This is a genomic window from Nonomuraea basaltis (genome assembly GCF_005893125.1).
Classification (GTDB): domain Bacteria; phylum Actinomycetota; class Actinomycetes; order Streptosporangiales; family Streptosporangiaceae; genus Nonomuraea; species Nonomuraea basaltis.
In genome coordinates, this window is record NZ_VCJS01000006.1 from 1 (window position 1) to 18,972 (window position 18,972).

Sequence of the window (18,972 nt, forward strand, 5' to 3'; positions counted from 1 at the left end):
GAAAAGGGGCGACCCCCGCCGGGGGGGAGAGCGGGGGTCGCCTGATCGGTCCGGCTCCGGGGGGGTAGAGCCGGTCCCGTTTCAGAAGAAAGCTTTCATCACTTCACCAGAGCCTGGCAAGGGACTTGCAAACCTATCCCCCGCAAGGTCGCTCCAGTTTCGGGCGATACCCCCGTATGCTGCCCGATCGGATCGAGTTTCGTCGAGGAGCAATCTCGCCTTTTCGCCAAGTTTTTTCGCCGACTGATAACGATCACATAAAGTCGATCACGGAGAGTGATCGACACAGGCTGGTAACCGGGTTGGCGCAGCCGAGGCGCCGATGCGCCCGGGCCCTGTCTCATCGGCAGGTAAAGGTCTTGGTCTGAGGGGTTCCCATCAGGGCGAATCCGTCGTAGAAAGGGGTTACGGACCACTTGTCCGGGTGCATTAGCCGGGTACCCACGCGCGACCAGCCGCGGGAGGCGCGTCGTGACGGGCTTGACCCGCTCCGACGAATACAGGTGCACGCTTGGTAACCCGGTGTGATGCACCGGCGGACGGCGTCTCATGACTGAGACGCCGTCAGCTATGTCGGCACCCTGCTCAGCCCCTTTGCATGGCCTCGCAGATGGCGGTCGTCTCGCGCACGCCGAGAGTTACCGCGGAGGCACACTCTTGTACCCACCGGGCGACGCCCTCAGGCGTCCCGCTCAGGTACGCTCGCAGCCCGTCGGCATACGGTAGCTCCAGGTGCCCTACCTCGACGGCCACCAGGGACTTCGGGTCCAGCCCGTACTCCACCAGCGTCAGCCGCTCGGCCGAGCGCGCGACCACCCCGTCGGCCGCGCCGAACGGCCGCAGCACGGCCAGCTCCGCGTGGACCACGGCGGCCAGCACGATCGCAGGGGCCCTCGTAGGACGTTCCAGCAGGTCCAGCAGGCTGTCCATGCGGGTCGCCGTCTCCTTGGCATCCGGCGCAGGACCCAGGTTCAGCGGGTCAGGGGCCTCGTCCTCCGCCCTGGGGCGGCCCAGCGTGGCGTGCGGCGCGAGGCCGGCCGCGGCGACCGTGTGCAGGCGGGCGAGCACCTGCCTGGGCGCCTTGCGCCAGGTCGGTCCCAGCCTGCCCATCTCCGCCGACGCGCGTAGCGCTCCCTGGACCAGCGGGTCGTGGATCTCGTCTCGGCGCAGGGCGTCCAGGGGTACGTCGACGCCTTCGATGGCGGCCGACGCTCTGGCGCCGCGCAAGGACGACTCCGTGGACACCGCGGGGCTGGCCCGGCGGAGCACGCGATGGCGGTAGAGCCTGTCGACGGCCTGGCGGGCCTCGTCCACCGCCTCCGGCACCCCCGGGAACTGCGCGATGACGGCCAATGGGTCACTCACGGGACCTGACCTTACCCGCGGGTACGGGCTGCTTCCGCGGGCTGGTGCCTAATGGCGCCGCGGGTTCGTCCCGAGTGGCGCCATTGGGCTGATCCCGGGTGACGCCGCGAGGTCACGAGGTCAGAGCCTCAAGAGGGAGCGGCCGGTGGGTCGACACGTCGGTCGAGCAGCGGGTGCGACTGGTAGGGCAGTACGCAAGCGGGTCAGGGTCAGGGTCAAGGGTGGAGGCAGGGGCGGAGGCAGGCCGGCGACGGCCGACCGGTGGCACTTGGATGGCACTTGCGCGGGCGCTTTGGTACGGACCGCGGTGCGCGCTGGGCGAGCGCTTCGGGGTGGAGCTTGGGGTGGGGCTTCGGTGAGCGCTTCGGCCGGGGATCTCGGCGTTGCCGACCTCACAGCGGGTAGGCGGCCCGGCGGAAAGTCCTGAAATAGGTGGCCGACCCCGGCCGGCTCTCAAAGAACCCCACCGGGGGACCCATAAACCCCAACCACATATTTCCCTGATTTCAAGATGACAACATTTCGATAGCACTTGTCAGGCGCCCTGATAAGAACTCCCCCATACCCGCCCACTCGGTACAGACCTGTCTAGACCTCTTGTGTGTAGAGGCCGTGAGCTGGTGAAGTGGGACACGACCTATCCAACCTGGCCCATAGAAGGAGCACGAGGTGGCCCCGGAGACCCCTGGCAACGAGACCCAGGCGCTGTCCAACCTGCTGAAGGAGAACCGCCGGTTCGCACCTCCGGCTGACCTGGTGGCGGCCGCGAACGTGACCGCAGCCGCATATGACGAGGCCGCCGCGGACCGTCTCGCCTTCTGGGAGCATGCAGCCGACCGGCTGACCTGGGCCAAGCGGTGGGACCAGACGCTCGAATGGAATCCCCCCTTCGCCAAGTGGTTCGTCGGCGGCGAGCTGAACGTCGCCTACAACTGCGTCGACCGCCACGTCGAGGAGGGCCGCGGCGACAAGATCGCCTACTACTGGGAGGGCGAGCCGGACGGCGACACCCGCACCCTCACGTACAACGACCTGAAGACGGAGGTCAGCAAGGCCGCCAACGCCCTCCAGGAGCTGGGCGTCGGCAAGGGCGACCGGGTCGCGATCTACATGCCGATGATCCCCGAGCTGCCGATCGCGATGCTGGCCTGCGCCCGCATCGGGGCTGTCCACTCGGTGGTGTTCGGCGGGTTCTCGGCGAGCGCGCTGAAGAGCCGCATCGACGACGCCGACGCCAAGCTGGTGATCACGTCCGACGGCGGCTACCGCAGGGGCAAGCCGAGCGCGCTCAAGCCCACCGTGGACGAGGCCGTCGCCGAGTGCCCGCAGATCGAGCACGTCCTCGTCGTACGGCGTACCGGCCAGGACGTCCCCACGAACGGCAAGGACGTGTGGTGGCACGACCTGGTGGAGCGCCAGAGCGACCAGCACACCGCCGAGCCCCACGACGCCGAGGACCCGCTGTACATCCTGTACACCAGCGGCACCACCGGTAAGCCCAAGGGCATCCTGCACACGACCGGCGGCTACCTGACCCAGACGGCCTGGACGCACCACGCGGTCTTCGACCTCAAGCCGGAGACCGACATCTACTGGTGCACGGCCGACATCGGCTGGGTGACCGGACACTCCTACATCGTGTACGGCCCCCTCGCCAACGGCGCCACCAGCGTCATCTACGAGGGCACCCCGGACACCCCGCACCGCGGCCGGTTCTGGGAGATCGTGCAGAAGTACAAGATCACGATCCTCTACACGGCCCCCACGGCGATCCGGACGTTCATGAAGTGGGGCGACGACATCCCCGCCAAGTTCGACATGTCCAGCCTGCGCATCCTGGGCTCCGTCGGCGAGCCGATCAACCCCGAGGCGTACGTCTGGTACCGCGAGCACATCGGCCACGAGCGCTGCCCCGTCGTCGACACCTGGTGGCAGACGGAGACCGGCGCCATCATGATCAGCCCGCTGCCCGGCGTGACCGCGGGCAAGCCGGGTGCCGCGATGCGCCCGCTCCCCGGCATCGTCGCCGACGTGGTGGACGACCAGGGCAACAGCGTCCCCGACGGAGGCGGCGGCTTCCTCGTGGTCCGCGAGCCGTGGCCGTCGATGCTCCGCACGATCTGGGGCGACGACCAGCGCTACATCGACACGTACTGGAGCAGATTCGAGGGAATGTACTTCCCCGGCGATGGCGCGAAGAAGGACGGGGACGGCGACCTGTGGCTGCTCGGCCGCGTGGACGACGTCATGCTGATCTCCGGCCACAACATCTCGACCACGGAGGTGGAGAGCGCGCTGGTCAGCCACCCGAAGGTGGCCGAGGCGGCCGTGGTGGGCGCGACCGACCCGGTGACCGGCCAGGCCATCGTGTCGTTCGTGATCCTGCGCGGCAGCGCGGAGGAGGGCGACGACATCGGCGCCGAGCTGCGCAACCACGTGGCCAAGGCGCTCGGCCCGATCGCCAAGCCGCGCCAGATCCTGGTCGTGCCGGAGCTGCCCAAGACCCGCTCCGGCAAGATCATGCGTCGCCTGCTGCGCGACGTGGCGGAGAACCGCAGCATCGGCGACGTCACCACCCTGGCCGACAGCACGGTGATGAACCTGATCTCCGAGAAGCTCCCCTCGGCCAAGTCCGAGGACTAACAAAAGGGCGCATGTCCCAGCAAATGGGACATGCGCCCCCATACGGGAACCCTGCTACCCAGGTGTGCCGGGAAGTCGGGTCGGCGCGCTCGCAGTGACGGCCGGCGCGATGCCGGCGGCGCCGCGGGCGTTCCTGCCGACCTGCGCGGTCGTCGACGACCTCGGCGCGATCTCGATCACCGCCGTCGTCTACAGGCACGACGTGAACGCCCCCATGCTCCTGCTCGGCATGACCCTGGGCCTGCTGACCCGGGTCAGCAGGCCCAGGGACGAGCAGCGCTCCCCGGCCGAGACCGCCGACCACTACATTCGCCCGATTTCGACGGATTTCGCCGTGCCCGTGTTCGCGTTTCTTTCGGCGGGGGGTGAAGCTGGATGGATCAAGTCTGGGCGCTATCTTCTCGGATCGGGTAGTTCTGGGAGTGATAGCGGGACTCGTACTCGGGAAGTTCCTCGGTGTGTTCGGTGGCGCCTGGCTGTGCTCGGCCTGGCGAACTGTCGGAGGAGCTCTCCTGGCGGGACATGGCGGCGATGTCGTTGCCGGCCGGGATCGGGTTCACGGTGTCACTGCTGATCGGCGACCTGGCGTACGGCGACGTCCGGCAGCGCGCCGAGACCGTCACCATCGGGATCCTCGCGGCCGGCCTCATCGCGTCGATCCTGGCGGCGACGCTGCTACACCTACGGGTACGCAACCGTCGCAATGCGCTGGATGATGTTTGACACGGCCACCGGGCCTCGATAGGAGACGTTCATGCCGCAGACTCCCGAGGAAGAATCCCTGGGCTCCCTGGTCGCCCAGGCGAGCACCCATATCTCGTCCCTGGTCCGCTCGGAGATCGAGCTGGCCAAGGCCGAGCTCAGATTCGACGCCAAGCGGGTCGGCACGGCAGGCGCCCTGTTCGCCGGGGCGGCGTTCATGGCGCATCTGTGCCTGATCCTGGCCTCGTTCGCGCTCGCCTACCTGCTCGCCCAGTGGTTGCCCAACTGGGCGGCCTTCCTCATCGTGACCGGGATTTACCTGGTGCTCGCGGGTCTGGCCGTGTTCCTCGGGATCAGGCGGCTCAAGGGCCTTGCCGGGATGAAGCGCACCGCCAGATCGATCAAGGGACTCAAGGAGATCGCCACGCCCGAGGAGCCGGCGCTCCCCGTGGTACGCCCCGATCGCGAGCCGGTGACCCGCGATGGCACCTGACGAGTCGGTCGTCCAGATCGAGGGGCCCTGGCGGCACCGCGCGGTGCACGCGGGCGGCACCCGCTTCCACGTCGTCGAGGCGGGCGAGGGGCCGCTGGTCCTGCTGCTGCACGGGTTCCCGCAGTTCTGGTGGACGTGGCGGCACCAGCTCGCGTCGCTGCCCAAGGCCGGATACCGGGCGGTCGCGGCCGATTTGCGCGGCTACGGCGGCAGCGACAAGCCGCCGCGCGGCTACGACCTGCCCACGCTGGCCGCCGACGCGGCCGGGCTGATCCGCGCGCTGGGCGAGACCGGGGCGATCGTGGTCGGGCACGACTGGGGCGGGATGCTGGCCTGGACGATGGCGGCGCTCGACCCCAAGAGCGTGCGGCGGCTGGTCGCCGTGTCCGCCCCCCATCCGCTGCGGCTGCGGGGGGCGCTGCTGACCGACCCGCTCGGCCAGTTCAAGGCCAGCGGCAAGGCGCTCGGCTACCAGCTACCGCTGCTGCCCGAGCACCGGCTCACGCGCCGCAACGCGTCGCTGGTGGGCCGGCTGCTCGACGAGTGGTCGCGGCCCGGCTGGCCGGAGGCCGAGGAGTCGCGGGCCTACCGGGAGGCGTTCAGGATCCCGGCCGTGGCGCACTGCGCGCTGGAGTACCACCGCTGGTTCGGCCGCTCCCAGCTGCGTCCCGACGGCCGCCGCTACGCCCGCGCCATGCGCACCGAGGTCGAGGCCCCCACCTTGCACCTGCACGGCGCGCTCGACCCGCGCGTCCTGCCGCGTACGGCCCAGGGTTCGAGCCGCTACGTGGCGGCCCCGTACCGGTGGCGGCTGTTCGAAGGAGCGGGCCACTTCCCCCACGAGGAGATCCCCGACGTGTTCGACACCGAGCTGATCGGCTGGCTGACCGATCCGGAGCCCGACCGATGAGAGACCGAGACCCCGAAGGCAGGCCGCGCCAGTCCAGGCCGCGCGACCCGTACGGCAGGCCGCTCCCCTACGGCGCGTCCGGCGTGCCCAGGGTCCCCGACGACTACGCGCCCACCACCGAACAGGCCCTCGCCGACGGCCGCCGGTTCCTGCGCGAGGGGATGCCGTTCAACGCGCACGAGGTGTTCGAGGGCCGCTGGAAATGCGCCCCCGAGGAGGAGCGCGATCTGTGGCAGGGCCTGGCGCAGATCTGCGTCGGGCTGACACACCTGCAGCGCGGGAACGGGCGCGGCGCGGTGACGCTCTTCAGCCGCGGCGCGGCCAAGGCGCAGGCGTACGGCGGCGCGTACGACGCGGTCGGCAAGGCCGCCTCCAGCCTGGGCCAGGACAGCGACCCGGACGAGGCGATCGCCCTGATCCTGGACAAGCTCCCCGGTTAGCGCGCCGGACCGCCGGCTCCGGCCTAGTCGCACTCCTGCGTGCTGGCCGGCGTGGTGTCGTTGCGGCCGGCGGCGGCGTCGGGGGCGACCTCCTCGGCCGTCAGCACGTAGCCGGTCTCCTGCTCGTTGACCGCGGCGGCGAAGATCACGCCGTAGACGCGGCCCTCCGCCGTGAGCAGGGGGCCGCCCGAGTTGCCGGGCAGGACCACGCCGCGGATCGCGTACACCTCGCGGGTGACGGTGGTGCTGCGGTAGATGTCGGGGCCTTCGGCGTTGAGCTGCCCGCCGATCCTGGCCGGCTCGGCGGTGAACCCCTTGCCCTTGGGGAAGCCGGCGATGATCGCGTTGTCGCCCCGGCTGCCGTCGCCGTCGAAGGCGAGCTGCGGCAGGTCGAGCCCGGGCACGTAGAGCACGGCGATGTCGCGCCGCGGGTTGTAGCGCACGACCGTGGCCGAGTGCCGGACGTTGTTGGAGTCGATGACCTGCAGGTCGCGGGTCACACCGGCGACCACGTGCGCGTTGGTCATGATCCGGCCGGAGGCGTAGACGAAGCCGGTGCCCTCGATGTGCTTGTTGCAGCTCTCCGCGTTGCCCTGCACCTTGACGATCGCCCTCCGGGCCCGGCTCAGCCGGTTGCCCTGCAGCACGCTCTGGTCCGGCGGCGGCACGTCGATGATCGTGCCGCCGCCGATGGCGTCGAAGACGGGCGGGAACTCCGAGCGGTCGATGAACTTCTTGAACGGCTGCTGCCAGTTGCGGGCCGTCTGGGGGATCGCGTCGTCGACCGTGGTGAGCAGCGCGGAGTTCTTCACCTGGTCGACGAGCGGGGTGAAGGTCGAGGAGATGATCAGCGACCCGATCAGCCAGGCGAAGACCAGCACGGACAGCGCGCTGGCGAACGTGCCGCCGACCGCGTCGGCCAGCTTGGCCGGCTCCCAGGTGACGTGGCTGCGTACGACGGCGCCGATGGTCGAGGACGCGAACTGGCCGATGGTGGCGGACAGAAAGACGATCACGATGGCGAGCAGCGCCTGCGGCGTGTCGCCGTCGACCACCGCCTTGGCGATGGGCGGCGCGATGAAGATGCCGAGCACGGCGCCGCCGGCGAACCCCACGAGGCTCATCGCCCCGATGATGAAGCCCTGGCGGTAACCCGAGATGCCGAAGGCCACCATGAGGCCGATCAAGATGAGGTCAAGCAGATCACCGCGCACGCTTCAAAGGTAGCCAGCGATACGGTCAAGCGTGCACGTCTTCGGCCAGGACGGCGTCACCCTGCTGACTACCTTGGGCGGTATGCCGCCGGCCGAGGGAACAGTGCGCGATCTCATCGAGGCAGCGCTACGCGACAGCGATCCTGACGGCCCGCTGCGCTGGCACGTGATCTCGCTGCTGCGCCAGCGCGGCGACCTCGAGTCGTTCATCGAGGCGCGCCGGTTGTGCGCCGCGGACACCGTGGCCGAGCGGCTGCTCGGGGTGGACATCATGGGGATGCTGCGGCCGTTCGCCGACCGTACACTGCCGGTGCTGCGCTACCTGGCCGCCAGCGAGAACGACGCCATGGTGCTCTACTCGGTGCTGATCGCGTTCGGCCACCTGGGCGACCCGCGGTCGCTGCCGTCCGTGATCGACCTGGCCGGCCACGACGACGCAAGGGTCAGGTACGGCGCCGCGTACGCGCTCCACCACGTGCTGGGCGACCCTCCGGACCCGGCGGGCCTCGACATGCTGCGCACGCTGGCGGGCGACAGCGACGCGGACGTGGCGGGCTGGGCATCCCTGGGCGTGGCGCTGCGGACCGCTCGCTAGCCGCGCGAGGCCAGGTCGAGCACGTCGGGCGGCAATTCCTCGACCCGCGACGGATCCCACGGCCGTTCGAGGCCGCCCTCGCGCAGCACCGAGTCCAGCACCATCGCCGTGAACCCCCACACCAGCATCCCCCGCACCCGGAACGCCGGCCCCGCCGTGCCACTGGGATGCCGCAGCATGATCCGGTTGCCGGGGTCGACCAGCTCGGCGATCGGCACCCGCTCCACGGACTCGACCTCGTCGGGCGAGGCCGCGTGCACCGCCGACGGCTCGCGCCACCAGGCGAGCACCGGCGTGACCCGGTTGTCGCTGTGGGTCAGGTAGAGCTCGGGCATGGTGCCCAGCACGTGCACCCCGCCGGGTTCGAGCCCGGTCTCCTCCTCCGCCTCGCGCAGCGCCGCCTCGACGGGTCCGCCGTCCTCGGGGTCCACGCCGCCGCCCGGGAACGCGGGCTGGCCCGCGTGCCTGCGACCGCGTGTGCTGCGCTGGATGAGCAGCACGTCGGGCCCGTGCGGCCCCTCGCCGAACAGCATCAGCACCGCGGCCTCCCGCCCGCGCCCGTCTGGTGGCCGCAGGTATCGGGGCACGCGGGTCCGGCCGGCCTGGGCCGCCAGTCGGTCAAGCCAGTCGGGCACTTGGGTCACGCATCCTCCAACACGCCGGGGCTCCGGTGACTTCCCCGCGGGGAAGCTTGCTTCCCCGAAGGGGGAGGCCTTTTCCTTGTTGGTTTCGGGGGTCCTTGTTGGTTTCGGGGGGTCGCGGGGGCTTGCCCCCGCGGGGAAGCTTGCTTCCCCGAAGAGGGGCGCCTTTTCCTTGTTGGTTTCCGGGGGACGCGGGGGCTTGCCCCCGCGGGGTCAGGAGAAGGGGCCGGGTCTGACAAGCTTCGAAGACTCGGCGGCGCCGGTGGGGCCGGTGCCGTACGAGGGGCAGAGCGCGGCCAGCGGGCAGACGCCGCACGCCGGGCGCCGGGAGTGGCAGATCCGGCGGCCGTGCCAGATCACCCGGTGCGAGAAGATCGTCCACTCGCGCTTGGGCAGCAACTCCGCCACGACGTGCTCGATCTTGACCGGGTCGGTCTCCTCGGTCCAGCCGAAGCGGCGCACCAGCCGCTGGAAGTGGGTGTCGACGGTGAGCCCCGGCACGCCGAACGCGTTGCCGAGGACCACGTTGGCGGTCTTGCGGCCTACGCCGGGCAGCTTGACGAGGTCCTTCAGCCTGTTCGGGATCTCGCCGCCGTGGTGCTCGCACACCGCCTGTGCCATGCCGATGATGCTGTTCGTCTTCGCGCGGAAGAACCCGGTCGAGCGGATGATCTCTTCCATCTCGGTCCGGTCGGCGGCGGCGTAGTCCTCGACCGCCGGATATTTCGCGAAGAGAATGGGGGTCACCATGTTGACCCGCTTGTCCGTGCACTGCGCCGAGAGGATGGTCGCGACCAGCAGCTCGAGAGGGTTGCCGAAGTCGAGCTCGCAGTGGGCGTCCGGGTAGGTGTCCGCGAGGATGCGGTTCATCTTGCGCGCCCGCCGCACCAGTGCCAACTGGGTCTCCGGCTTGCGCCCCGCCGCGTTCGTCACCATAGCGGCAAGGGTAGAAGGTCTCGCCCGTGGTTGAACCCTGGACCGCTCCGATCGCGTACCACCTGGCGACACGGGAGGCGGTTGCCATGGGCGGTCAGGGTGCGGTGCTGGCGGACTTCGTACGTTCCTCGGGACCCTTGCGGGGGCAGGCGCTGCACCGCCTCGCCATGGGTTGCGCGGCCGCCATGGCCAAGCTGCACGCGCGCGGCGCGGCGGGACTGCGGCTCGGCCCGCGGACCGTGGCGCTCGGCACCCGGGGCCAGGTGCTCATCGGCTGGCAAGCGTCGGCGGCGGATGACGGCGGGGCGATGGCGGAAGATGTGCGGGATTGGGCTGATCTGGTGGTGTTCGCGGCGACCGGTTCACAGCACGGCGACCTCTCCGTGCTCACTCCCGCGCTGCGCGCGGCGGTCGAAGAGTGCCGCCGCCCGGACGCCGCGGCCCGGCCGCAGGCCGGCCACCTGCTCCGCGTCCTGCTCGGCCACTCCATGGCAGCCGCGGTCGCCTCGGTCGACGACCTGCTGGCGGGTTAGGGCGCGATCATCGGCAGCGACGTTCTCGACCTCATCGCCGCGCTGCGCCGGGGCGAGCTGACCCTGGACGAGGTGGCGGAGCGCTTCCGCCGGCGGCACTGGGCGGAGCCCGGCACGTTCGGCCCGCGCCTGGCCGCGCTGGTGCACGACGCGCCTCCCGCCGTCCCCGGCTCCGTGGACGACCTGAGCCTCGCCTACGCACGCCGGCAGCTCTCCGACCACGAGTTCTACGTCCTCGCAGAGGCGGCAATCGAGGCAATGCGCGCCCAGGACGACGAATCAGACTTCTGAACTGCCCACAAAGGGGGTGTCATTGCCCAAACTACTCCGGCATTCCCATAGCCTGTGTGTGCCGCTTGGAGTGGGGTGCGTCACAATGGCAGCAGAGGAGGCAGAGTGAACACCGAAGATGTGCTGGGCAAGGCCCCCCTGTTCGCCGCGCTGGACCGCGAGAGCGCCGCGGCGCTGCGTACGAGCATCACCGAGGTCCAGCTGTCCAAGGGACAGACGCTCTTCCACGAGAACGAGACCGGCGACCGGCTCTACGTCGTGCTCGAAGGGAAGATCAAGCTCTCCCGGACCTCGCCCGACGGCAGGGAGAACCTGCTCAGCGTGCTGGGGCCGAGCGAGATGTTCGGCGAGCTGTCGCTGTTCGACCCGAGGCCGCGCACGGCCACAGCGACGGCGCTGACCGAGGTGCGGCTGGCCGGGCTCGGCCACGACGACCTTCGCCCCTGGCTCACCGGCCGTCCTGAGGTGGCCCTGCACCTGCTGCGCGCACTCGCGCAGCGGCTGCGCCGCACTAACGACGTGCTGGCCGACCTGGTGTTCACCGACGTGCCCGGACGGGTGGCCAAGCAGCTGCTCGACCTGGCCGAGCGGTTCGGCACCAAGACCGAGGACGGCCTGCGGGTGCACCACGACCTCACCCAGGAGGAGCTGGCCCAGCTCGTCGGCGCCTCGCGCGAGACGGTCAACAAGGCGCTGGCCGACTTCGCCCAGCGCGGCTGGCTGCGGATCGAGGCCAAGGCCGTGGTCATCCTCGACATGGACCGGCTCTACAACCGCTCCAGATAGTCCAGCTGCGCCCGCACTGACATCTCGGCGGCCGGCCAGAGCGATCTGTCGACGTCGGCGTACACGATGCGGACGATCTCGCGCGGCGTGCGCGCGCCCTGCGCTCGCGCCGCCCTGATCTGGTCGAGCCGCTCGCGCCGGTGCGCGATGTAGCCGTCGAGCGCCCCGATCGGGTCGGGCAGCACCGGGCCGTGCCCGGGCAGCAGCGCCCGCGCCTCCAGGTCCTCCGCGGCCGCCCTGAGCCGGTCGAGGCTGCGCAGGTAGTCGGCGAGGCCGCCGTCGCCGGCGATGATCGTGGTGCCCCTGCCGAGCACCGTGTCGCCGGTCAGCATCGCGTGGTCCTGCGGCAGCCAGAAGCACAGCGAGTCGAACGAGTGGCCTGGGGTGCCGTACACGTGGATCTCCAGGCCGTCCACGGTCACCACGTCCCCGTCGGCCAGCCCCTCCTCTCCGAGCCTGTGGCGCGGGTCCAGGGCGCGTACAGGGGCCTTCACCATCGCGGCGAAGCTCTTCGCGCCACCGCTGTGGTCGAAGTGGCCGTGGGTCAGCAGGATCTGGGTGACACGGCGGTCGGCGAGGTGGCCGCGTACGCGGCGCAGATGGCCGGCGTCGTCCGGGCCGGGATCGACGACGATCACCTCCTCCCGCGTGCCGACGACCCAGGTGTTGGTGCCGTCGAGCGTCATGATCGAGGGGTTGGGGGCGAGCAGGTTCTCGGCGTGCTCCGTACGGGAGCCGTCCGGCGTGCCGATCGGGATGTGCAGGCCGCTCATGCGAGCTCCTTCATCGACCGGCTGTGTTTGATCGGTCGCTCGCTCATGTCGTCACCAGCCGCATCTCGCCCTCGATCTCCACCGCCCGGGGCATGATGGTCACGATCTCCCGGTGCGCGGCCAGGACGTCCGCCACGCTGCCGTACGCCGACAGCTCGGTCAGCGTGTGGTACGTGGGCGGCATCAGAAAGATCTCCCCCTGGTGCGCCAGGTCGATCGCCTCCGCGGGCCGCTTCCACGCGACCTGATCGGCCTCCCCGCCGACGTCGCGGGTGCGCTGGCCCTCGGGCAGCACGGCGGCGAAGAACCGGGTGTCGAAGCGGCGCGTCTCGATCTCCGGCGTGATCCAGTGCGCCCAGGGCTTGAGCAGGTCGGAGCGGAGCACCAGGCCGCGCCTGGCGAGGAAGTCGGCGAAGGCCAGGCTCCGGTCGATCAGCGCCAGCCGGTCGGACTCCCAGTCGTCCCCTGTCGTGTCGGCGACCACAGAGCCGGGTCCGGGGCCGGCCAGCAGCACGCCGGACTCCTCGAACGTCTCGCGTACGGCCGCGCACACCAGGCCGCGCGCGACCTGCTCGCTCGCGTTGAACACCGCGCCCCACTCCGCGGGGGACGGCCCGGCCCAGGCGACGGCCTGGTCGGTGTCGCGGGCGTCCACCGACCCGCCGGGGAAGACGTAAGCCCCCGCCGCGAAGGCCATGGTGGACCTCCGCCGGAGCAGGTAGACCTCGGGCCCTTCCCGCAGGATCACTACCGTGGCGGCGTCCCGCGTGGGCGCGGGCTCGACCCGTCCGGCGAGGACGTCCCGCGCCCGCGCGGCGAGCTCGGCTGGAAGCGGAAATCCGGTCACATGACCTCCTCCTAGAACATCACTCGGTCATGGTGACATATCCCCGCTCAGGCGATCTCGGCGATCAGCTCCACCTCGACGGGCACGTCGAGCGGGAGCGAGGCCACGCCCACCGCGCTGCGCGCGTGCCTGCCCGCCTCGCCGAACACCTCGCCCAGCAGCTCGCTGGCGCCGTTGCCGACCTGTGGCTGCTCGGTGAAGGCCGGATCGCTGGCCACGAACACGACGACCTTGACGATGCGCACGACCCGCTGCAGGTCGCCGACCTCCGACTTCAGGGCGGCCAGGGCGTTGAGCGCGCAGATGCGGGCCATCCTCGCACCCTCTTCGGTGGTCATACCGGCGCCGAGCTTGCCGGTGCCCACCACCTTGCCCTCCACGATGGGCACCTGGCCGGAGGTGTAGACGAGATTGCCCGTGCGCACGGCCGGCACATAGGCCGCCACCGGCTTCGGCACCTCGGGCAGCGTCAGGCCGAGCTCCTCGAGCTTCTGCTCCGGTGTCACTGCTTCTCCCGCTTGAAGTAGGCGACCAGCTGCTCGGGCGTGGCGCCCTGGAGGATCTGGACCAGCTCCCAGCCGTCGGCGCCGAAGTTGTCCAGGATCATCTTGGTGTTGTGGATCAGCACCGGAGCGGTGAGGTACTCCCATTTCTTCATGAGGGTCAGAGTAGTGTGAGCAATCTCAAACGGTGGTCACCGGCTTGCGACAAGTGACCGTTCGGTAGCCTCGAAACGTGGACTCTCCGGACACCGATTGGGCCGGCGTACGACTGCACGTCGTCACCGGGAAGGGCGGCACAGGCAAGACGACCGTCGCCGCCGCCCTGGCTCTCGCCCTGGCCTCTGGCGGCCGCAAGGTGCTGCTGGTCGAGGTCGAGGGCAGGCAGGGCATCGCGCGGATCTTCGACCTGCCGCCGCTCCCGTACGAGGAGCGCAAGATCGCCGTCGCGCCGTCGGGCGGGGACGTGTACGCGCTGGCGATCGATCCCGAGGAAGCCATGCTCGAGTACATGGAGATGTTCTACGGGATGCGCCGGGCCGGGCGGGCGCTGACCAAGATGGGCATCGTCGACTTCGCCACCACCGTGGCCCCCGGCTTCCGCGACGTGCTGGTCACCGGCAAGACGACCGAGGCGGTACGCAGGCGCGCCAGGAACGGCCGCCGGGTCTACGACGCGGTCGTGCTGGACGCGCCGCCCACGGGCCGCATCACGCGCTTCCTGAACGTCACCCGAGAGGTCGCCGGGCTGGCCAAGGTGGGGCCGATCAAGAACCACTCAGAGCTGGTCAGCGGCGTCGTGAAGTCTCCCGAGACGGCGGTGCACCTGGTGACGCTGCTGGAGGAGATGCCGGTCCAGGAGACCCTCGACGGCATCGTCGAGTTGCGCTCCGCGGGGCTGCCCACCGGCGGCATCTTCATCAACATGGTGCGTGAATCACTGCTCCCGCAGGCGGCCCTCGACTCGGCTGTCAAGGGCCGCTTCGACATCGGGGAGCTGGTGCTCGGGCTCAAGTCGACCGGGGTGGCCGACGGCGCGGAGGCCACGGCGCTGGCCGAGGCGCTCGCCGGAGAAGTGACCGAGCACGCCCACCGCACCGAGCTGGAGCGGACCGAGCGCGAGTCGCTGACCGCGGCCGGGCTGCCGCGCTACGACCTGCCGCTGCTGGCCGACGGCGTCGACCTGGCCGGCCTGTACGAGCTGGCAGAGAGCATCCGCACCCAGGGAGCAGCGTGAAGAAGCCCGCCCAGCTGGACATCGACGCGATACTCGACGACCCCCACACCCGCATCATCGTCTGCTGCGGCGCCGGCGGCGTGGGCAAGACCACGACCGCCGCGGCGCTCGGGCTGCGCGCGGCCGAGCGCGGCAGGTGCGCGGTCGTGCTGACCGTGGACCCCGCGCGGCGGCTGGCCCAGTCGATGGGGCTCACCGAACTGGACAACACCCCGCGCCTGGTCGACGAGGCCGGGAACGGCGGCCAGCTGTTCGCCATGATGCTCGACATGAAGCGTACGTTCGACGAGATCATCGAGGCGCACGCCGACCCCGAGCGGGCCGCCCAGATCCTGTCGAACCCCTTCTACCAGTCCCTCTCCTCCAGCTTCTCCGGCACGCAGGAGTACATGGCGATGGAGAAGCTGGGCCAGCTGCGCCGCTCCGACGAGTGGGACCTGATCGTGGTGGACACGCCGCCGTCGCGGTCCGCGCTCGACTTCCTCGACGCGCCCGAGCGGCTCGGGCGGTTCCTGGACGGCCGGTTCATCCGGCTGCTGACGGCGCCGGCCAAGGCCGGCGGGCGCAGCGCGTTCAGGTTGCTCAACGCCGGGTTCGGGCTCATGGCCGGGGCCATGACGAAGCTGCTCGGCGCGCAGGTGATCAAGGATCTGCAGACGTTCGTGTCCGCGCTCGACGCGGTGTTCGGGGGGTTCAGGCAGCGGGCGGAGATGACGTACAAGCTGCTGCAGGCCCCCGGCACGGCCTTCCTCGTGGTGGCCGCGCCCGAGCGCGACGCGATGCGCGAGGCGTCGTACTTCGTCGAGCGGCTCGCAGAGGAGCGCATGCCACTGGCCGGCCTGGTGGTCAACCGGGCGCACACGTCCCCCGCCACCGCGCTCTCAGCGGCTCGTAGCGCCGCCGCGGCCGAGGACCTGGAGTCCAGGGGCGAGCATGAGCTGACCGCCGCCGTGCTGCGGCTGCACGCCGGGCGGATGCAGCTCACCGCCCGCGAGAGCCGCGAGCGGGAGCACTTCGTCTCGGCCCACCCCACGGTGCCCGTGGTGCAGGTCCGCGCCATGTCCGAGGACGTTCACGATCTGGCCGGGTTGCGGCAGATCGGGGAGCTGCTGGCGAGTTCATAGAAGTACGGCCGGCGGACGGCGCCGGCCGTACTTCTGCTCGCCGGGCTTGGGTCAGCCCGCGATCAGCTCATTGGTCCGTTCGTACTCTTCCTTGGCCGACTCGAGCAGCTCTCGCCATGAGTCCACGTCGGGCCGCCGCCGAAGCAGCGCGCGACGTTCCCGTTCGGTCATACCGCCCCACACCCCGAACTCGATGCGATTGTCCAGTGCATCGGCGAGGCATTCAGTACGGACCGGGCAACCCCGGCAGATGAGCTTGGCCCTGTTCTGCGCGGCGCCCTGCACGAACAGGGCATCCGGATCCGCACCCTTACAGGCGGCACGGGAGGTCCAATCCGTGATCCACATTTTTCGACCCCACTCCCCTTAGGTGGTCAGTCGTCATTTGGGGCCGACGGGCGCGGGCGCCGAGCCTCCGTATTCAGTTGCCGCAGGGAGAACGTACGCAACTACCCGTTCGGGCCGACAGACCCCAGAGGACCAAATTCTCGCGGCAGTCTTGACCGGGAATGACTAGTCACCCCCGCCAGTCAAGGCGAAATGGGGTGGCGCTACCGATTAGGTCAGTCTTTCGAAGTACGCTTGGAAGCGTGCAAGCGCAGCGCAAAGATCGCTCCAACCCCATCCTGGCCGTCCTGCGTCTGATCATCGCGGGAACGGCCGCCGGGGTGCTCGCGGCCGCCGTGGCTCTGCCCGCGGTCGGCGGGGCCGGGGTGTCGGCGAAGACCGCCGTGGAGGGGCTCGACCTCAAGCCCGAGGACCTCGACGAACCCCCTCTTCCCGAGCGCACGAAGCTGGTCGACGCCAACGGCAAGGAGATCGGGCGCTTCTACTACGAGAACCGCCAGTCCGTACGCCTCGACCAGGTCGCCCCGATCATGCGGACCGCGCTGATCTCGATCGAGGACTTCCGTTTCTACCAGCACGGGCCGATCGATGTTGAGGGAACGGCCAGAGCCCTCGTCAAGAATCTCACCACCGGCGGCGTGACGCAGGGTGGATCGTCACTCACCCAGCAGTACGTCAAGCAGGTGCTGGTCAACAAGGCCGAGACGCCGGAGGAGCAGGCGGCGGCCATCGCCCCGACGCTCTCCCGCAAGCTGTCCGAGCTGCGCTACGCGATGGCGATCGAGAAGAAATACGCCAAGGACCAGATCCTCGAGAAATATCTGAACATCGCCTACTTCGGCGCGGGCGCGCACGGCATCCAGGCCGCGGCCAAGCGTTTCTTCGACAAGTCCGCCTCCGAGCTCACCCTCGTCGAGGCCGCCACGCTGGCCGGCGCCGTCCAGAACCCTGCCAGGACCGACCCCAACGTCGGCCCCGAGTCGCGGGAGCGGCTGCTGCAGCGGCGCAACACTGTGATCGACAGGATGCTCATACTCGAGAAGATCACGCCGCAGGAGGCCGCCGAGGCCAAGGCCAAGAAGCTGGGCTACAAGGACGTCGAGTTCCCCGGCGGCTGCGAGGCCAGCAAATATCCGTACTTCTGCCTCTACGTCCAGTACGAGATCCTCAACAACGAGGAGTTCGGCAAGAACGCGGACGAGCGCAGGAAGCTGCTCCAGCGGGGCGGTCTGACGATCAAGACCACGATCGACCCCAAGATGCAGGCGGCCGCGGAGAAGGCGATCAAGAAGTACGTCTCCACGAAGGACAAGCCCGTGGCCTCGCAGGCCATGGTCGTTCCCGGCACCGGCGAGATCAAGGCGATGGCCGCCTCGCGGAAGTTCGGCGGGAGCAAGAAGAAGAACGAGATGAGCTACAACATCGTGGCCGACGCGGCGCACGGCGGCGGCCGCGGGTTCCAGCAGGGCTCGACGGCCAAGGTCTACACGCTGGCCACGGCGCTGGAGGAGGGCCTGAAGTACGGCGACGGCTTCCCCGCCCCCGCCGGCTACACCGCCGGCGGCTACAGCACGTTCAAGAACTGCAAGGGCCAGAACGTCGGAGACCCGTCGCACGAGGTGCGCAACTCCAGCGAGGGCGGCGGCGGCTTCAAGACCCTGGAGTCGGGCACCTGGGGCTCGGTGAACACGTTCTTCGTCAAGCTGGAGGAGCGGGTCGGGCTCTGCAGCGTCGTCAAGATGGCCAAGAAGCTCGGGGTCAAGCGGGCCGACGGGCAGAAGCTGTCCGAGGTGGAGACGTTCACGCTCGGGGTCAACGAGGTCGACCCGGTCACGATCGCCAGCTCGTACGCCGTGTTCGCCTCGCGCGGGAAATACTGCAGGCCGCTGGCCATCACCGAGATCAAGGACAGGAACGGCAAGGCCAAGCAGTACAAGCCCAAGTGCTCGCAGGTCCTCGAGGAGGAGGTCGCCGACGCGGTCAGCGGCATCCTGTCCGGCGTGTTCACCAAGGGCACGATGCAGGAGGTCGGCGGCATCGGCCGGGACGCGGCCGGCAAGACGGGCACCACCGACAACTACATGTCGGCCTGGTTCGCCGGCTACACGCCGAACATGTCCTCCGCGGTCAGCCTGGGTGACCCGCGCGGCACCAAGAACCACGAGCTGATCGGCATCAAGATCGGCGGGCGGTACTACCAGTACGTGTACGGCGCGTCCATCTCAGGGCGGATCTGGAAGGACTCGATGATCTCCGCCTTGAAGGGGATCGAGCCGGTCGGGTTCACACCGGTGGACCGCTCGCGGTTCGGCGGGTGCACGGAGCACTGCGCGCCCAAACCCAAGAAGAAGAAGGAAGATGAGGGACCGCGGGGAGACCGCGATCCGTTCGACATCTTCGACCCGCCGGGCAACGGCGACGGCCCACCGGATGGCGAGCCGGACCGGGGCGTCGGCCGCGGCGGCGACATCGGCCCCATCACCCCAGGCCGCTGAGGCCCCCCGATCGGGGAGGCCTCACGGACGGCACGCTGTCTCGCCCCCTGGGCGGGCGGACTCCATCAGGCCTGGGCCGCGGACTCCACCGGACCTGGG

General features: G+C 69.9%; 20 protein-coding genes and 2 pseudogenes. 13 read left to right on the plus strand and 9 right to left on the minus strand.

What is annotated here, in order from left to right:
• Positions 1–585: 585 nt before the first annotated feature.
• Complete coding sequence (locus EJK15_RS04015; RefSeq protein ID WP_138708995.1) at positions 586–1,365, minus strand: Fic family protein; 780 nt, start codon at positions 1,363–1,365, stop codon at positions 586–588.
• A 669-nt stretch (positions 1,366–2,034) separates the two neighbouring features.
• Between EJK15_RS04015 and acs the strand changes: the two genes are divergently transcribed.
• From acs to EJK15_RS04045, 6 genes and pseudogenes are all read left to right on the plus strand, one after another.
• Positions 2,035–4,008 carry an acetate--CoA ligase gene (acs, locus tag EJK15_RS04020; protein ID WP_138708996.1) on the plus strand — a complete coding sequence of 658 codons (1,974 nt, stop codon included), beginning with the start codon at positions 2,035–2,037 and terminating at the stop codon, positions 4,006–4,008.
• Between the two features lie 109 nt (positions 4,009–4,117).
• Positions 4,118–4,180: pseudogene (locus tag EJK15_RS77400) on the plus strand (hypothetical protein); the annotation flags it as partial.
• A 193-nt stretch (positions 4,181–4,373) separates the two neighbouring features.
• Positions 4,374–4,731, plus strand: a pseudogene (locus EJK15_RS74180) (Na+/H+ antiporter NhaA).
• Positions 4,732–4,762: 31 nt separating this feature from the next.
• Complete coding sequence (locus EJK15_RS04035; RefSeq protein WP_138708998.1) at positions 4,763–5,203, plus strand: phage holin family protein; 441 nt, start codon at positions 4,763–4,765, stop codon at positions 5,201–5,203.
• The gene (locus tag EJK15_RS04040) at positions 5,193–6,113 is read left to right on the plus strand and encodes an alpha/beta fold hydrolase (protein WP_138708999.1); all 921 of its coding nucleotides are present in this window, start codon (positions 5,193–5,195) and stop codon (positions 6,111–6,113) included. Before EJK15_RS04035 ends, EJK15_RS04040 begins: the two co-directional genes overlap by 11 nt.
• Positions 6,110–6,553 (plus strand): DUF309 domain-containing protein, encoded by a 444-nt coding sequence (locus tag EJK15_RS04045; protein ID WP_138709000.1) that lies wholly within the window; start codon positions 6,110–6,112, stop codon positions 6,551–6,553. The genes EJK15_RS04040 and EJK15_RS04045 overlap by 4 nt, the downstream gene beginning before the upstream one ends.
• 23 nt (positions 6,554–6,576) lie before the next feature.
• Here the strand turns inward: EJK15_RS04045 and EJK15_RS04050 are convergent, their stop codons facing one another.
• Positions 6,577–7,767, minus strand: a complete 1,191-nt coding sequence (locus EJK15_RS04050; RefSeq protein WP_138709001.1) for a MarP family serine protease — start codon at positions 7,765–7,767, stop codon at positions 6,577–6,579.
• Positions 7,768–7,798: 31 nt separating this feature from the next.
• Here EJK15_RS04050 and EJK15_RS04055 point away from each other — a divergent pair, with 31 nt between their 5' ends.
• Positions 7,799–8,362, plus strand: a complete 564-nt coding sequence (locus EJK15_RS04055) for a HEAT repeat domain-containing protein (protein ID WP_240776752.1) — start codon at positions 7,799–7,801, stop codon at positions 8,360–8,362.
• Here EJK15_RS04055 and EJK15_RS04060 read toward each other — a convergent pair.
• Positions 8,359–9,006: an NUDIX hydrolase gene (locus tag EJK15_RS04060; RefSeq protein WP_138709002.1), complete on the minus strand. Its 648-nt coding sequence runs from the start codon at positions 9,004–9,006 to the stop codon at positions 8,359–8,361. The two genes, EJK15_RS04055 and EJK15_RS04060, sit on opposite strands and share 4 nt — an antisense overlap.
• A 210-nt stretch (positions 9,007–9,216) precedes the next feature.
• On the minus strand, positions 9,217–9,939 hold the full coding sequence (gene nth / locus EJK15_RS04065; RefSeq protein ID WP_138709003.1) for an endonuclease III: 723 nt from the start codon (positions 9,937–9,939) through the stop codon (positions 9,217–9,219).
• Between the two features lie 26 nt (positions 9,940–9,965).
• Between nth and EJK15_RS04070 the strand changes: the two genes are divergently transcribed.
• The 3 genes from EJK15_RS04070 (at position 9,966) to EJK15_RS04080 (ending at position 11,549) form a co-directional block, all read left to right on the plus strand.
• Positions 9,966–10,472 (plus strand): hypothetical protein, encoded by a 507-nt coding sequence (locus EJK15_RS04070; protein WP_138709004.1) that lies wholly within the window; start codon positions 9,966–9,968, stop codon positions 10,470–10,472.
• A 72-nt stretch (positions 10,473–10,544) separates the two neighbouring features.
• Complete coding sequence (locus tag EJK15_RS04075) at positions 10,545–10,763, plus strand: hypothetical protein (RefSeq protein ID WP_138709005.1); 219 nt, start codon at positions 10,545–10,547, stop codon at positions 10,761–10,763.
• A 105-nt stretch (positions 10,764–10,868) separates the two neighbouring features.
• Positions 10,869–11,549: a Crp/Fnr family transcriptional regulator gene (locus tag EJK15_RS04080; protein WP_138709006.1), complete on the plus strand. Its 681-nt coding sequence runs from the start codon at positions 10,869–10,871 to the stop codon at positions 11,547–11,549.
• Here EJK15_RS04080 and EJK15_RS04085 read toward each other — a convergent pair.
• From EJK15_RS04085 to EJK15_RS70170, 4 genes are read right to left on the minus strand one after another with little or no spacing between them, the layout of a single operon-like run.
• Positions 11,531–12,322: an MBL fold metallo-hydrolase gene (locus tag EJK15_RS04085; protein ID WP_138709007.1), complete on the minus strand. Its 792-nt coding sequence runs from the start codon at positions 12,320–12,322 to the stop codon at positions 11,531–11,533. The two genes, EJK15_RS04080 and EJK15_RS04085, sit on opposite strands and share 19 nt — an antisense overlap.
• Positions 12,323–12,365: 43 nt before the next feature.
• Positions 12,366–13,169 (minus strand): NUDIX hydrolase, encoded by an 804-nt coding sequence (locus EJK15_RS04090; RefSeq protein WP_138709008.1) that lies wholly within the window; start codon positions 13,167–13,169, stop codon positions 12,366–12,368.
• Positions 13,170–13,216: 47 nt separating this feature from the next.
• Positions 13,217–13,675: a RidA family protein gene (locus EJK15_RS04095; protein ID WP_138709009.1), complete on the minus strand. Its 459-nt coding sequence runs from the start codon at positions 13,673–13,675 to the stop codon at positions 13,217–13,219.
• Positions 13,672–13,827 (minus strand): Sp36 family protein, encoded by a 156-nt coding sequence (locus tag EJK15_RS70170; RefSeq protein ID WP_165959776.1) that lies wholly within the window; start codon positions 13,825–13,827, stop codon positions 13,672–13,674. The genes EJK15_RS04095 and EJK15_RS70170 overlap by 4 nt, the downstream gene beginning before the upstream one ends.
• Positions 13,828–13,904: 77 nt before the next feature.
• On the opposite strand from EJK15_RS70170, the gene bagA reads away from it, so the two are divergent.
• On the plus strand, positions 13,905–14,906 hold the full coding sequence (gene bagA / locus EJK15_RS04100; RefSeq protein ID WP_138709010.1) for an ATPase BagA: 1,002 nt from the start codon (positions 13,905–13,907) through the stop codon (positions 14,904–14,906).
• Positions 14,903–16,030 carry an ATPase BagB gene (bagB, locus tag EJK15_RS04105; protein ID WP_138709011.1) on the plus strand — a complete coding sequence of 376 codons (1,128 nt, stop codon included), beginning with the start codon at positions 14,903–14,905 and terminating at the stop codon, positions 16,028–16,030. Before bagA ends, bagB begins: the two co-directional genes overlap by 4 nt.
• Positions 16,031–16,081: 51 nt before the next feature.
• Here the strand turns inward: bagB and EJK15_RS04110 are convergent, their stop codons facing one another.
• A complete protein-coding gene (locus tag EJK15_RS04110) occupies positions 16,082–16,378 on the minus strand; it encodes a WhiB family transcriptional regulator (protein WP_020542548.1) in 297 nt (98 codons plus the stop codon).
• Positions 16,379–16,620: 242 nt separating this feature from the next.
• Between EJK15_RS04110 and EJK15_RS04115 the strand changes: the two genes are divergently transcribed.
• The gene (locus EJK15_RS04115; RefSeq protein ID WP_240776753.1) at positions 16,621–18,873 is read left to right on the plus strand and encodes a transglycosylase domain-containing protein; all 2,253 of its coding nucleotides are present in this window, start codon (positions 16,621–16,623) and stop codon (positions 18,871–18,873) included.
• Positions 18,874–18,972: the final 99 nt, after the last annotated feature.